This window comes from Bacillus cereus group sp. Bce041 (assembly GCF_052646455.1).
Genome location: NZ_JBQXON010000004.1, coordinates 1 through 13,064 on the forward strand (window position 1 = coordinate 1; position 13,064 = coordinate 13,064).

The window sequence follows — 13,064 nt, forward strand, 5'->3', positions numbered from 1 at the left end:
TTGTCTTCCAATAGATTGTTCAAACCGATAGGTTTCGCCTTCACGATACCATTTCATCCAAGTTTTAATTTGAGCCACATGTCTAATTCCTAAGGCATCCATAATTTCTTTGTTTTTGAATCCTTGGTGTTTCATTTCAACTACTTTCCACTTTATTTCGGCGGGATAATGCACCTTTTTCCCCATACGAAAAACACCTCCATTAAAATCATAACTGATACTTACGATTTAGAGAGGTGTTTTTTATCGTCTCATTCTCAGGGTTCACTCCAGGGGAAATCTAGTGTGTTTTTAAGGGGCGTCTTATTTAAAAGAAAAAAGGTTTGTTTTAGAAAGTGGTGTCTAAACATTAAATGGAGTAGGACTAAATTCACGGCCGCTCATTAAAAAGCTTTTAATTAGGAGAAGTCTGTTTTTATAATGAATAATGAAAAGAAAGTTTGGTACAATTGTTTGTTTTTTTCTTTTTATGTGTTTGCCTCGTACCCTTTTAAGCTAGTGGACATACTTTACTAATAGAAAGGATTAGGGGGTGAGGTATTGGGTTCTCGATTTAATAATTGTAAAAAGAAGTGTACATGTAAACAAGATGATTGTTGGGAAGTATTCGAAGAGTGTAAAAAAGAACAGCATGAGAAATGTGATAATTCTTGTGTACAAGGAATTAGAGATGAACTTAAGAAATTAATTAATCGAACAGTTCAAATTAATACAGAGGGACGTACTTATGTAGGTACTGTTTCGTCTGTAAGTTGTGATGTAGTTAGGCTTGCGGCTATTCCTGGATCGGTTGGAGTAATTATTTCCATTTGCAAAATTGAAGCAATTTTCCCACCGGTTACAACGGTTACTGCTGACTTTGATTTTAATGGTATTGATGTAGCAAACAAAGCATAATTATGCTGCTTTTTTGTAAAGCCATTCACATGAATGGCTTTATTTTAATTTTATATAAAAGGAGAATATATTCTTTATATAGAAATAAGTTTGAGGTTATAAAGCATGATGTACGAAAGGAGCAAGGAAGTGATTAAACTAGAAAGCTTTAAGAAATCTGATTTTAAACAATTAATAAATTGGATTAATTCCGAAGAATTTCTAATACAATGGTCAGGAAATGCATTCACATTTCCTTTAGACGAACAGCAATTAGAGAAGTATATAGAAAGTGCAAATACACTCGCTTTCAAAGTGGTAGATGAAGAGACTTCAGACGTTATTGGACATATTTCGCTTGGGCAAATAGATAATATTAATAAGTCCGCTAGAATTGGAAAAGTATTAGTTGGTAATACGAAGATGAGAGGACGTTCTATAGGAAAACATATGATGAAAGCAGTACTTCATATTGCTTTTGACGAATTAAAACTACATAGAGTAACTCTTGGTGTGTATGATTTTAATACATCGGCCATTTCATGTTACGAAAAAATAGGGTTTGTAAAAGAAGGCTTATTAAGAGAGTCAAAAAGAGTAGGAGAAACGTATTGGAATTTATGGGAAATGAGTATGTTAGAATATGAATGGAAGAAGTAGCAACGATAGTAATTTATAATTATATTATGTTAATAAAGGGGTTTGGTGGGTATAGTGGATAATAAAACAAAAATAATTTCAATTGCAGCTGTTTCGGGAGGAGGTAAAACTACAATTACAGAAAGATTAAAGCATAAGTTTAAAAACTCAAAAGCTCTATATTTTGATAGTTATACATTTGATAACTCTCCTGCTGATATTTGTAAATGGATTGATGATGGGGCGAATTACGACGAGTGGGTATTAACACCATTAATTCATGATATTGAGCAACTTATACAAAATAATACCTTAGACTATATTATTGTAGATTATCCTTTTGCATACTTAAATAGTGAGATGCGAAAATTCATTGATGTAACTATATTTATTGATACGCCTTTAGATATTGCGATGGCTAGAAGGATTTTGCGAGATTTTAAGGAAGGTACAATAGATGAAATACATAATGATTTGGAACATTACATGACATATGCGAGAAAAGCTTATTTAGAGGCAATTCATACTGTTAAGCCGAATTCAGATATCATATTGGATGGTTCTTTATCTGTAAGTGAAATAATTAATCACGCTGTAGAGGAACTTGGCCGAAGAGAAGTGATTGTCAATGGTTAAATGTATAACAGATGCTGTTAGGTGGATAATTGAAGTAAGAGAGAGATAAATGTGTACACTTTATTTCAATATAATTGGCAAGTAAGAGATGATTGGTTTAAGTGGTGTGAACAACTTTCAGAGGAAGATTTACTTTGCAAACTGGGGGTATGTTAGAAACATTATTTCATATTGTAGATGTAGAGTATAGTTGGATTAGTGCTCTTCAAGGATAAGAAGATAGAGAACCGCAATTTAAAGATTATCAATCGATTCAAAAAGTGAAAGCGTTATCTGATTTATATAAACGAGAACTTGAAGTTTTTTTTGCAGTCATGATCATCTAGCCTAGAATGCTAGCACACTTAAAATAAGCCGTATAAAAAGTTAATCATTGTGTGCTTTGATTATATAACGTCGGCGAAATAAATAGTGTGAGGGACAGCTATTCTAACAAGTATTTTATGTAACGTTCGTATATTTAAATTTTCTTGTAATTAATCGAATTCTAATTTTTTAGAAACGGATAATGAGGTATGGGTGGAGCTCTTTTTTATTGAATAAAATGGGTTAATTTTTCGGATTTTCATTACAATATAAAAAATAAAATTTAAATTTTGTTTGTTTTTAAGAAAAGGTGAGAAGAAAATAAAAAAAGAGGGCTAATGCCCTCTTTTTTTATTAATTTGGTAATTAATCACAGATTGGTATCCCAAGCACTCTTAGAGCTAATGCTACTTGAAGGGAAATCTCTAATCTAGCAATTTCAATACCAGCTACTGAAAGAACTAAAAAAGGTTGTCCGTTTACAAATACAACGCAACTATCCATAGTTAAGCCTCCTTTCTAGTAATCTACTATAGTATATGAGTAGAACTTTAAAGTGTAATAGTTCAATTGTTGGATTTAATAGAATTAATAGATTAACCCATTTAAACTAAACAAACGAACACAACGAAAGGAAACAGAGATGGATGTATGCCTCAAAAAACATAGGTTTTAAGACATGTAATGGGATATTAAATTTATCATATTGGTCAGCTATCTATATGGGCGAGAGAGTTAAACTTGCAACCAGTTTCAGCAAATTTGCTTGGAAGAGGATGATAGAATTAAAAACCGACTTGCATCTCAAGCGCAAGTCGGTTCTATATATAAGAAGATTTCTTAATTGAAATCCTCGGATTTTTTCTGACGTATATGTAAAAACATTAAGGTGGTAATGATTAAAAAAATCATTATAGTTTGTATAATTAAATTTTTAAACTGAAGCAATATTGTCCAAGATGTAAGGGCGTCTTTAAAAGCTTGGAGTGCAGAGTACGAGGAAGGATCAAAACCATACTGTAGCAACTTTTTTGTTTCAATAAATGAAATGTTTTCTTCATCTGCATCTAATATTACTGAAATTAGTCTAGTATCTCCAAGTTTTGCTGTACTGACAAAACTATAATTACCGTTAGTTGAAAAACTAGTTTGTAAGCCATCAACACCTTGAAGTTTAATGTTTTCATTAAGGGAATATATCATTTTATTCGTATTGAAAACCTGGGAATCTTTGAAGGTAAATTGGTAAGAGGTTAGTTTCGTAATATTCAATACATCTGGAAAATCTTTTACTAATCGTGCTGCTAGTTTAGCTGCGTCTATCGCTGTTGTAGTTGATTGTTTATTTGTATTATTATTAATTCCAGTAGAGTTTAGAAATGGAGATGGTTGTAATAACTTTAGTTCTTTTGCTTTTTTATTCATTAATACTGTAAAGTTATCTTCATTTCCAGCAATGTGTTCTGCTAGAGCGAGTGCAGAACGATTATTCCCTGCCAGTAGCAATGCATGAAGTAAATCACGAACCGTTGTTTTATCATTCGATGTTACTTGTATAGGGCTTGTTTCTACTCGGAAAACTTCGTTACTTATTTGTACGAAGTCATCTAACTGTATCTTTTTATCATTTAGTTGCTCCAATACGATATATTCTGTCATTAATTTAGATAAAGCAGCTGATTGTACTGGGGTTTCTTCATTTTTTTTATAAACAATTTCACCTGAATTAGCATTTATTAAAATAGCTGATTTAGCTTGAATAATCGGACCATTTACATAAAGATAAAAATATAAAACGATAAGTGCAGTAATAAAAAAAAATAATAATAAAATAGCGAATTTCTTTAAGAATTGCATAAGCGATCCTCCTATTATGACATCAATAATAGTATTGTAAAAAGGAATGCTTAATTAGGAAGAAAGAAAAGGTAAAGAATTTCTAAAGAATTATAAAGGATTATTAAATTTAGGGTAATTATGGAGAAAGTTCAATTTCTTATATGGTAAGAAATTGAACTTTTTATTTGTAACATTAACATTTGTATGGGAGTAGTTTTACAGTGAATGTTGTTTTTTCGTCATCACTATATACTTCAATTGTTCCTTTATGCAATTCGACTATACTTTTTGCAATTGCTAATCCAAGTCCAGATCCACCAGTGTTTGTAGAGCGAGATTTCTCAACGCGATAAAAACGTTCAAAAATATGAGGTAAATCCGTACTAGGAATAGGTTGTCCGTAATTTGTTATATCAATTGTAATCATATTATTACTTTCATAAGCAGTAAGGTCAATATAGCGACCTTCGCTTCCATAAGCGATAGCGTTTATAATAAGATTTTCAAACACACGCACTAATTTGTCACCATCAGCTAATACCATGAGCTTTTGAGACGGGAAAGAAGGCCGACATTCTATATTAGCTTCTTGAACCTGTATGCGGAATTGAACAGTTAATTGTCCAAGTAACTCTACAATATCAATAGGAACAGAATACAAGCTTAATTCTTTATTTTGAACACGTGTATATTCGAACAAGTCATTCATTAATGCATTAAGACGAGTTACTTTATCGTAAATGACTTGAATATAGTATCGCAATTCCACTTCATCTCTATAATTATCATGATGGATTAAATTTACGTATCCAACTATAGAAGTAAGGGGAGTGCGTAAGTCATGTGATACATTTGTAATAAGTTCACTTTTTGCTTGTTCCGCTTGTCTTTCTTCATCAATTGAGACTTTTAATTGTTCAACAATTTCATTGACCCCGATTGCTAATTCTTCTAGATAATTATGATTTACAATAGAAACTTTATGATTGAAGTTTCCATTTGCAATATAACGAATTTCTTCTATCATTTTTTTTATACAAGTTTCATAATAAAGTTTTTTCTCGTGACGATAAAAAATGTAAAGATAGGATGAAAAAATAGAAAATAAAAACAAATAAGATACAATCATCATCCATAAAGACTCTTTAATCCCTTTATACTTTTCATAACCAAAAATTCGAATGAATTCTTTACCGAGTTCGGTTAGAGTAAGTGAACTTTCAATTACACTCGTAACGAGGCGATAAATAATTAGTTCAGTAATAGGAGTGAGTGTGATAGCTAATAAAAGCCAAAAAATAAGTTTCCATTTAGGAATATCTTTTAATATATCAAATGCTTCATTTCTCAATTTTATAGCCAACTCCCCAAACAGTATGAATAAATTTTTCTCCATTTATTACTGTTTCAAGTTTATCTCGTAAGTTGCTAATATGGACCATTACCGTCTTATTTGAACCATAACCATCTTCATTCCAAACGCGTTCGAAAATTTCTTCTGAACTAAATACTCTTCCTGTATTACTCGCAAGTAAATATAAAATATCGAATTCAATAGAGGTTAGTTTAATGTACTCTCCATTTACTTTAACTGTATGATTATGTTTGTGTATTTCAACAGAGCGAATACGAATAATACCATCTTCATTCTTTTGCGAAGTAGCATTTTGGAAAGAGGATCTTCGTAATAAAGCTTTCACTCTAGCTACTAATTCTAATGGATTGAATGGTTTGATCATATAATCATCAGCACCTGTCATAAGGCCTAATATTTTATCCATATCTTCTGCTTTTGCACTAAGCATTAGAATTGGTACAGTATTATTTTCACGCACTTCCTGACAAACTTCTAATCCGTTTCGTTTTGGCATCATAATATCCAAAATCATAAGGTCAACTTCATATGTAGAAACCTTTTGCAATGCTTCATCGCCATCATAAGCTTTATAAATGTTATAGCCTTCATTTCGCAAATAAACAGCAAGTAATTCAACAATTTCTTTATCATCATCAATAATTAATATATTTTTATTCATTGTGTAGTTCCTTTCCTTACAAATCATCAACATTACTATAATATCAAACATTTATGTACTTGTAGCGATGATTCTGTATAAAATTTCATGTAACGTATTAAAAAGGAGTAAAAAGATTAATAACGAATATAAAATAACAAGGATATTTAGATTCTACATTATAATGAAAGTTAGTTATAAGGGGGATTTTCTATGTTATGTAATGATATATATTCATTTACTCCAACTGGAAAAATAGACAATGATATTAAAGCTTTTCTACTAAAATATAATAAAGAGTTTACATATAAACATTCAATTCGTGTGGCAAATGAGGCAAAAAAGATTGCAGAAAAGTTTCACGTAGATAAAGAAAAAGCAGCAATTGCAGGATATTTACATGATATTAGTGGCATTTTTCCAAACGAGGAGCGGATTGCAGTTGCTGAAGAATTTGGTGTAGCAATAGTGGAAGCGGAAAGAAAGTTTCCTATGATTATTCATCAAAAATTATCGAGGGTAATCGCAAAAGAAATATTTAAAGTCGAAGATGAAGAGATTTTAAATGCAATTTGTTGCCATACAACGTTGCGTAAACATGCAACGAAGATGGATTTAGTATTATTTGTTGCAGATAAAATAGAATGGGATCAAAAAGGGACACCACCATATTTAATAGAAATAAAAAAAGAATTGGGAAAATCTTTGGAAAAAGCAGCTTTTGTATATATTTCATATTTGTGGGAAAGGAAAGATACATTGAAAGTTATACATCCGTGGCTAGAAGAAGCATATTGGGATTTAAAAAGAATTGTACAGTAGAAAGGACAAGGAAATGCAGTTAAAAGAATATATGAATCAAACATTTCCAGGAGTTACATTAGGATCCTACTTATATTCTCAGTGGGAAAATCATTTACATTTTGATTTCGGAAAAGATAAATATCAAATTGTAGAAGGAACCGACGATTTAAATATGGAATACTTTTCTCAACTTTGAAGACATATTTTCAAAAGAAAATGTAGTGTTTGTAGTGACAAATGTTTATAGATTTAAAAAGGAAAACATAAAAACTCCACAGAAAATAAATATATACAATAAATATATTAAGAAAAGAGATTTAAGATTTCATATAAGATAAGAAACGTTACCGTTTTTATTTGAAGATGAAGAAGCAGATTTATCCCGCTATTTGCCGGGCAGTAAGAGCCCCCACTGATTAAAGTTTCACTTTATATTGTACATATCAATTTTCTTTTAAATGTCTTGCGAAAGATATTAAATATGAACCGCTGATACAAGCTGCTAATCATGAGGATTTTTCTGATCTGTATCTTCGATTTGGACGAAAAAAAGAAATCTCTTATCCAGATGTATTTCTCATAAATGCAAAGAAAGATATTGTGATGTTTATGTATGATGATAGAGGATGTGAAGTAATTGCGAAGAATAAAGAAATAATACGAGATTCATATAAGAAATACAAAGAATGGATTCCAGATTATGAACGAGAAAGTATAGATAACTTATTTAAATGACAATAGGGGAAGTGAAGCGTGTAATGAAACGTATTGCAATTGTATCTGCATGGGAACCAGAACTGACGTATTTGCATCAACATTATCCGAGTGAACGTGTTGAAAAAAGAGCAGCTTGGGAATTTCATTTTCATACTATTAATGAGCTGGAAATTATATCAGTTGTTACTGGTGTCGGTAAAGTAAGCTGCGCTAGTTGTGTACAATTGTTAATTAGTGAGTTTCAGCCAGATGAGTTGTTTATGACAGGAATATGCGGAAGTTTATCAAACAAGGTGAAAAACGGTCATATTGTAGTGGCACTAAACGCAATACAACACGATGTTACTGCAGCTGGCTCAGGGGAAGATGTTTTTAATTTATATAACGGTAGAACAGCACCTATTGAAACAACAAAATCACTTGTAAGAAGAATAAAAAAAATACGATCATATGATCCAATACATTTCGGTACATTTTTATCCGGAGATCAACGTATTCGTAGTTCAGAAATGAGATATTTACTCCATACCGTATATGGAGCATTGGCAGTTGATCAAGAGGTAGCAGCTTTCGCCTATGTGTGTCAAATAAATAAAAAACCATTTCTCTGTTTAAAAGCTGCTTCAGATCAAGCAAATGATAAAACGAAAGAAGAACAAAAAATCTTTAAAATGCTAGCATGCGAAAGAGCATGTGAGCATTTAATTGCCTTTTTACGTGTTTATGAGATTAATGTAGTAAATAATAGATAGTTAGAGGGTTTTAACATAAGTAATTGGAGGCATAATTATATTATGATTCAATATAAAAGGTGTAGTGATGTAAATATTGATTTAGTATATGAAGCTTTTAAAGTTGGATTTTCAGATTACATTATTAAAAAGGAAGTTTCAAAAGGGGATTTTATACAACGTTTTTTGGGACCAGAAGGTAATTTGCTAGAACATTCTTTTCTTGCTTTAGAAGAAGGCAAACCTGTTGGCGTAATACTAGGTGGTATAAAGGATTATGAAAGTATTAAGACTATGCGCTGTGGAACATTAGCGGTTCATCCTAATTACCGCGGTATTGGTGTGAGTCAAAAATTATTTGAACTGCATAAAGAAGAGGCGATTCAACATGGATGTAAGCAACTTTTTCTCGAAGTCATTGTAGGAAATGACCGAGCGATTCATTTTTATAATAAGTTGGGCTATGAAAAAGTGTACGATCTTTCTTATTATAATTTAAATGATTTGACTAAAATAATGAATAAAGATTGTAAGGATATTGAAGTAAAACAATTAGAATTTCCAACTTTTAAAGATGAAATTCAGAAATGGTTAAACTTCCATATAAATTGGCAAAATGATATTGATTATATCAAAAAAACAAATAATGTATTTTATGGTGCATATGTCGATAATGACTTAAAGGGCTCTCTATGTGTAAATAAACAAGGTAAAATTAGTTTTATTTTCGTAGACAAAGATTATAGAAATATTGGTGTTGGGATGAAATTATTACAAGTAGCAAGAGAAGAATTAAATTTATCAAGTTTATCAATTGGGTTTCCTAACAATAATTTACTGGAAGGTTTTCTTAAGAAATGTGGATTTGAAAAGAATTCTTTAGCGCAATATGAAATGTATTTATTACTCTAAGAGCGGAAAGATTTATTCTTTTCGCTTTTTATTTTGCTGTTATGTTGGTAAATGCTCCGCAACTATAATTTATAATGAGAGGGATTTTGTTTATCCTTAAGTTATTTTTTAAATTGTCAATTTCATGCTAATAATTTTCTTTGTATAATATTCTAATTTTATGTAGAATAGATACGATGGGAGGGGATGAAATGAATAATGGATTAAAGTTTAAGATTTTTGAATTGCATTGTCTCGTTCAAAAGACTTATTCTGATATTAAAATAGCGTGTGATATTGCTATTTATCAAGAAAACACTTCTAAATATTTAATTTCATTAGGATTTTTAAATAAATCATATATGACTTATATAGAAGCAAAAAGATTCTATCGCGAAAATGAAGAGCTTGTAAGTGTAGAATTTGATAATTTCTTTGATATGTATGAAAAATTAGAAAACGAATTAAAACAAGTTATTTCAACTGAAGATAAAAATCCTTCATTGCTACATAGCAGACTTGATCAGTTTCAGCAAAAAGTTGAAAATATAAATGACCTAATAAAAGTATTGCAAAATGCTCGTTAATGAATGCTTTTTTCTTTTTTGTATAGAAATTATGTATTAAAAACATTTTAGGGATATTACATATTAAAGAGGTGGCTTTTGTTGATTACAAAAGTCATCTTTTTATGTTAGGAATAGATTGTATACATTTTAGCAGTTTTATATAAATAATAGAAATTTATACGAGGTAAATATCATGGGAAATAAAAAAGAAATAGCTATAGTTGCATTAACTACAGGATTCGTTTTAACAAGTGTAACACCATATGGAGTAGGTCATGCAGAGGAACCTGGTCAAATGCAAGTTGAAATTCAAGAGGATTCGTTCCGTACAGGTAATCTGACACAACCATCAAAAAAGGTACCAGAGAATGTAGTGAAAGATGCACTTAAGGAAAATACGGAGCATGCTTTGTCTCCAAAACAAGTTAGTGCAGAAACAGGAGTAGATTACAAGGTTCTTCAAAAACGTGGTTCTTATGATGGAACTACACTTGTGCGCATGCAACAAATATATGAAGGAAAAGAAGTATATGGCCACCAGTTGACTGCTCACGTAGATAAAAAAGGTATTATTAAAAGCATTTCAGGAGCTAGCGCACAAAATTTAACACAAGAAGATTTAAAGAAACCTATTAATTTATCAAAAGAAGAAGCAAAACAATATATTTATAAAAAGTACGGAAACGATACTAAATTTATTTCTGAGCCAGAAGTTAAGGCAGTTATTTTTGTTGATGAAAATCATGGGCAGGCTAGCAATGCATATCAAGTTACATTTGCTGCTACAACACCAAATTATGTATCTGGAACTTATTTAGTGAATGCTCATAATGGTGAAATGTTAAAAGATATGGTACAAGAATCAAGTTTGAAAATAAGTGAAGAGTATGTTGAATCCGTTAAGGAAAATAAAACTAGCAATTTTACATCATTAACTGGAACAGGAAAAGATGATTTAGGCGTAACTCGTACATTTGGTATTTCTAAACAGACCAGTGGGAATTATGCGCTTGCTGATTACACAAGAGGACAAGGAATTGAGACATATGATGTAAATTATAGAGATATTACAAATGAAGAAAGTTATTATCCTGGTATACTAGCAACTAGTGTTTCAACAACATTTAATGATCCAAAGGCGGTAAGCGCTCATTTCTTAGCAACAAAGGTATACGATTTTTATAAAGAAAAATATAAGCGTAATAGTTTTGATAATAAAGGAAAAAAAGTAGTTTCAGTTGTACATGCATGGGATTCTGGAGGAACAAATGATCCTGAAAATTGGGAGAATGCATTTAGTACTAATATTAATAACATTAGTATGCTTTTATATGGAGATCCCATGGTAAAAGCGTTCGATATAGCCGGTCATGAATTTACACACGCAGTTACATCAAGTGAATCTAACCTTGAATTTTCAGGAGAATCTGGGGCAATTAACGAGGCATTATCTGATATTATGGGAACGGCTATAGAGAAATACATAAATAATGGGGAATTTAACTGGACAATAGGAGAACAAACTGGATCGACTTTTCGTAATATGAAAAATCCAACTGCAATTAATTTTTCAGAAGGACTACCGTATCCGGATGATTATAGTAAATATAATGATTTAAATGGAGAGGATTATGGAGGCGTTCATTTTAACTCAAGTATTATTAATAAAGTTGCGTATTTAATGGCACAAGGTGGTACTCATAACGGTGTAAATGTAAATGGTATTGGTGAAGATAGAATGTTTGATATTTTCTATTATGCAAATACTGATGAATTAAATATGACTTCTAATTTCTCTGAATTGAAATTGGCATGCCTTAAAGTGGCAACTAATAAATATGGAGCGAACTCAATTGAAGTTCAAGCAGTCCAAAATGCTTTTGATGCGGCAAAAATTACAGGAACGGTGAAAGAGAACGAAAAAACAGCAGAAAACCAAGCTCCAGAGTTAACTGTACCGTTTACGATTACACTACGTGTAGGTGATACGTTTGATCCAATGAGAAATGTAAAAGCTGTTGATAAAGAAGATGGTGATTTAACAAATAAAGTAAAGCATAAAGGCGATGTAGATACTTCAAAACCAGGTACATACATTGTGGAATACATGGTTGTTGATTCTCAAGGGCGGAATGCAACGGCAACACAGACTGTAATTGTAGAGGGAAATGGAGAAACATCAGATTTAGAACCTAAATTAACAGTGCCTGTTGGAGCGACAATTCATGTAGGAGATTCATTTGTTCCAATGGCAGAAGTATTAGCTATCGATAAAGAAGACGGTGATCTCACTTCTAAAATCAAAGTTGATGGTGAAGTAGATACAACTAAAGCCGGTACTTACGTATTAACGTACACGGTTACAGATTCTAAAGGTCATGAAGTAACGGCGAAGCAAACTGTAACGGTCAAAGTTAGAGAAGAAGTTAAAAATGATAAACCAATACTAAAAGTACCTGCTACAACTTCAATTACAGAGGGTGATCAATTTGATCCATTGGTAGGGGTATCAGCTACGGATAAAGAGGACGGTGACCTTATTTCTAAAGTAGCGTATGAAGGAACTATAGATACAACTAAAGCTGGTACTTATGAAATAATATATAGTGTTAGAGATTCCGTGGGTAATGAGGTAAATGCAATACAAAAAGTATTAGTGAAAGATAAAGAAACTAGCAAAGCTAATGGCCTTGCTAATAAGGAAAATAAGAGTAATATCTCAAACAACAGTAATAGCGATAAAAAAGAATATACATATAAGGAGCTGCCAAAGACGGGTGTAAGTACAACTAACAGTGCAGCAATCGGCATATTGATGATTATTACAGGCACAGTACTCACTTTTGTTCGCAAATTTAGAAAGATACAAAAATAATAGTAGGGATCATTCGTTTGAAGAAAAGAGTTCATTATTCAAAAGAAATAAAGTAGAAAGTAAGTAAAACAAAATATGGATTTTTTACTTAATAAGATTTTAGTAGTTAAGCGGTGCATTTGGCTTCTATAAAAATTTGTAGTTGGATCATGTTCTGTCTACAAAA

At 31.3% G+C, this 13,064-nt stretch carries 12 protein-coding genes and 4 pseudogenes; 11 read left to right on the top strand and 5 right to left on the bottom strand.

All coding sequences use genetic code 11. From position 1 onward, the window contains the following. A pseudogene (locus ACUN13_RS14150) lies at positions 1-186 on the bottom strand (helix-turn-helix domain-containing protein); the annotation flags it as partial. 354 nt (positions 187-540) lie between these two features. Between ACUN13_RS14150 and ACUN13_RS14155 the strand changes: the two are divergent. The 4 genes and pseudogenes from ACUN13_RS14155 to ACUN13_RS14170 all read left to right on the top strand — a co-directional run. Beyond that, positions 541-897: a hypothetical protein gene (locus tag ACUN13_RS14155; protein WP_000535577.1), complete on the top strand. Its 357-nt coding sequence runs from the start codon at positions 541-543 to the stop codon at positions 895-897. A 105-nt stretch (positions 898-1,002) separates the two neighbouring features. Continuing rightward, positions 1,003-1,536, top strand: a complete 534-nt coding sequence (locus tag ACUN13_RS14160; protein WP_000990082.1) for a GNAT family N-acetyltransferase — start codon at positions 1,003-1,005, stop codon at positions 1,534-1,536. Positions 1,537-1,581: 45 nt separating this feature from the next. Then, positions 1,582-2,151: an AAA family ATPase gene (locus tag ACUN13_RS14165; RefSeq protein WP_000513268.1), complete on the top strand. Its 570-nt coding sequence runs from the start codon at positions 1,582-1,584 to the stop codon at positions 2,149-2,151. Between the two features lie 51 nt (positions 2,152-2,202). Beyond that, a pseudogene (locus tag ACUN13_RS14170) lies at positions 2,203-2,465 on the top strand (DinB family protein); the annotation flags it as partial. A gap of 358 nt (positions 2,466-2,823) precedes the next feature. Here ACUN13_RS14170 and ACUN13_RS14175 read toward each other — a convergent pair. Then, positions 2,824-2,961: a DUF3956 domain-containing protein gene (locus ACUN13_RS14175; protein ID WP_000376554.1), complete on the bottom strand. Its 138-nt coding sequence runs from the start codon at positions 2,959-2,961 to the stop codon at positions 2,824-2,826. A 165-nt stretch (positions 2,962-3,126) separates the two neighbouring features. On the opposite strand from ACUN13_RS14175, the pseudogene ACUN13_RS14180 reads away from it, so the two are divergent. Then, a pseudogene (locus ACUN13_RS14180) lies at positions 3,127-3,237 on the top strand (DinB family protein); the annotation flags it as partial. Positions 3,238-3,297: 60 nt separating this feature from the next. Here the strand turns inward: ACUN13_RS14180 and ACUN13_RS14185 are convergent. The 3 genes from ACUN13_RS14185 to ACUN13_RS14195 form a co-directional block, all read right to left on the bottom strand. Next, entirely contained in the window at positions 3,298-4,314 is a 1,017-nt protein-coding gene (locus ACUN13_RS14185) for a D-alanyl-D-alanine carboxypeptidase family protein (protein ID WP_445423854.1), read from the bottom strand. A 175-nt stretch (positions 4,315-4,489) separates the two neighbouring features. Next, the gene (locus ACUN13_RS14190) at positions 4,490-5,647 is read right to left on the bottom strand and encodes a sensor histidine kinase (RefSeq protein WP_001243312.1); all 1,158 of its coding nucleotides are present in this window, start codon (positions 5,645-5,647) and stop codon (positions 4,490-4,492) included. Next, entirely contained in the window at positions 5,637-6,332 is a 696-nt protein-coding gene (locus ACUN13_RS14195; RefSeq protein WP_001038807.1) for a response regulator transcription factor, read from the bottom strand. The genes ACUN13_RS14190 and ACUN13_RS14195 overlap by 11 nt, the downstream gene beginning before the upstream one ends. Positions 6,333-6,524: 192 nt before the next feature. On the opposite strand from ACUN13_RS14195, the gene yqeK reads away from it, so the two are divergent. The 6 genes and pseudogenes from yqeK to ACUN13_RS14225 all read left to right on the top strand — a co-directional run bounded on the left by yqeK (position 6,525) and on the right by ACUN13_RS14225 (position 12,898). Then, complete coding sequence (gene yqeK / locus ACUN13_RS14200; protein ID WP_025689453.1) at positions 6,525-7,133, top strand: bis(5'-nucleosyl)-tetraphosphatase (symmetrical) YqeK; 609 nt, start codon at positions 6,525-6,527, stop codon at positions 7,131-7,133. Between the two features lie 13 nt (positions 7,134-7,146). Continuing rightward, a pseudogene (locus ACUN13_RS14205) lies at positions 7,147-7,850 on the top strand (DUF3885 domain-containing protein). Beyond that, on the top strand, positions 7,847-8,584 hold the full coding sequence (gene mtnN / locus ACUN13_RS14210; RefSeq protein ID WP_000151939.1) for a 5'-methylthioadenosine/S-adenosylhomocysteine nucleosidase: 738 nt from the start codon (positions 7,847-7,849) through the stop codon (positions 8,582-8,584). Before ACUN13_RS14205 ends, mtnN begins: the two are co-directional and overlap by 4 nt. Positions 8,585-8,626: 42 nt before the next feature. Beyond that, positions 8,627-9,475 carry a GNAT family N-acetyltransferase gene (locus ACUN13_RS14215; protein ID WP_025689564.1) on the top strand — a complete coding sequence of 283 codons (849 nt, stop codon included), beginning with the start codon at positions 8,627-8,629 and terminating at the stop codon, positions 9,473-9,475. A 191-nt stretch (positions 9,476-9,666) separates the two neighbouring features. After that, positions 9,667-10,041, top strand: coding sequence for a hypothetical protein (locus ACUN13_RS14220; protein ID WP_001059024.1), 375 nt, complete (start codon positions 9,667-9,669; stop codon positions 10,039-10,041). A 175-nt stretch (positions 10,042-10,216) separates the two neighbouring features. Continuing rightward, positions 10,217-12,898 carry a M4 family metallopeptidase gene (locus ACUN13_RS14225; protein ID WP_088344636.1) on the top strand — a complete coding sequence of 894 codons (2,682 nt, stop codon included), beginning with the start codon at positions 10,217-10,219 and terminating at the stop codon, positions 12,896-12,898. The last annotated feature ends 166 nt before the right edge of the window (positions 12,899-13,064 follow it).

Bases quoted from the DNA above. Each gene is read 5' to 3' on its own strand.
- ACUN13_RS14160 (WP_000990082.1), top strand. From the start codon at position 1,003: ATGATGTACGAAAGGAGCAAGGAAGTGATTAAACTAGAAAGCTTTAAG.
- ACUN13_RS14175 (WP_000376554.1), bottom strand. From the start codon at position 2,961: ATGGATAGTTGCGTTGTATTTGTAAACGGACAACCTTTTTTAGTTCTT.
- ACUN13_RS14185 (WP_445423854.1), bottom strand. From the start codon at position 4,314: ATGCAATTCTTAAAGAAATTCGCTATTTTATTATTATTTTTTTTTATT.
- ACUN13_RS14195 (WP_001038807.1), bottom strand. From the start codon at position 6,332: ATGAATAAAAATATATTAATTATTGATGATGATAAAGAAATTGTTGAA.
- yqeK (WP_025689453.1), top strand. From the start codon at position 6,525: ATGTTATGTAATGATATATATTCATTTACTCCAACTGGAAAAATAGAC.
- mtnN (WP_000151939.1), top strand. From the start codon at position 7,847: ATGACAATAGGGGAAGTGAAGCGTGTAATGAAACGTATTGCAATTGTA.
- ACUN13_RS14215 (WP_025689564.1), top strand. From the start codon at position 8,627: ATGATTCAATATAAAAGGTGTAGTGATGTAAATATTGATTTAGTATAT.
- ACUN13_RS14220 (WP_001059024.1), top strand. From the start codon at position 9,667: ATGAATAATGGATTAAAGTTTAAGATTTTTGAATTGCATTGTCTCGTT.
- ACUN13_RS14225 (WP_088344636.1), top strand. From the start codon at position 10,217: ATGGGAAATAAAAAAGAAATAGCTATAGTTGCATTAACTACAGGATTC.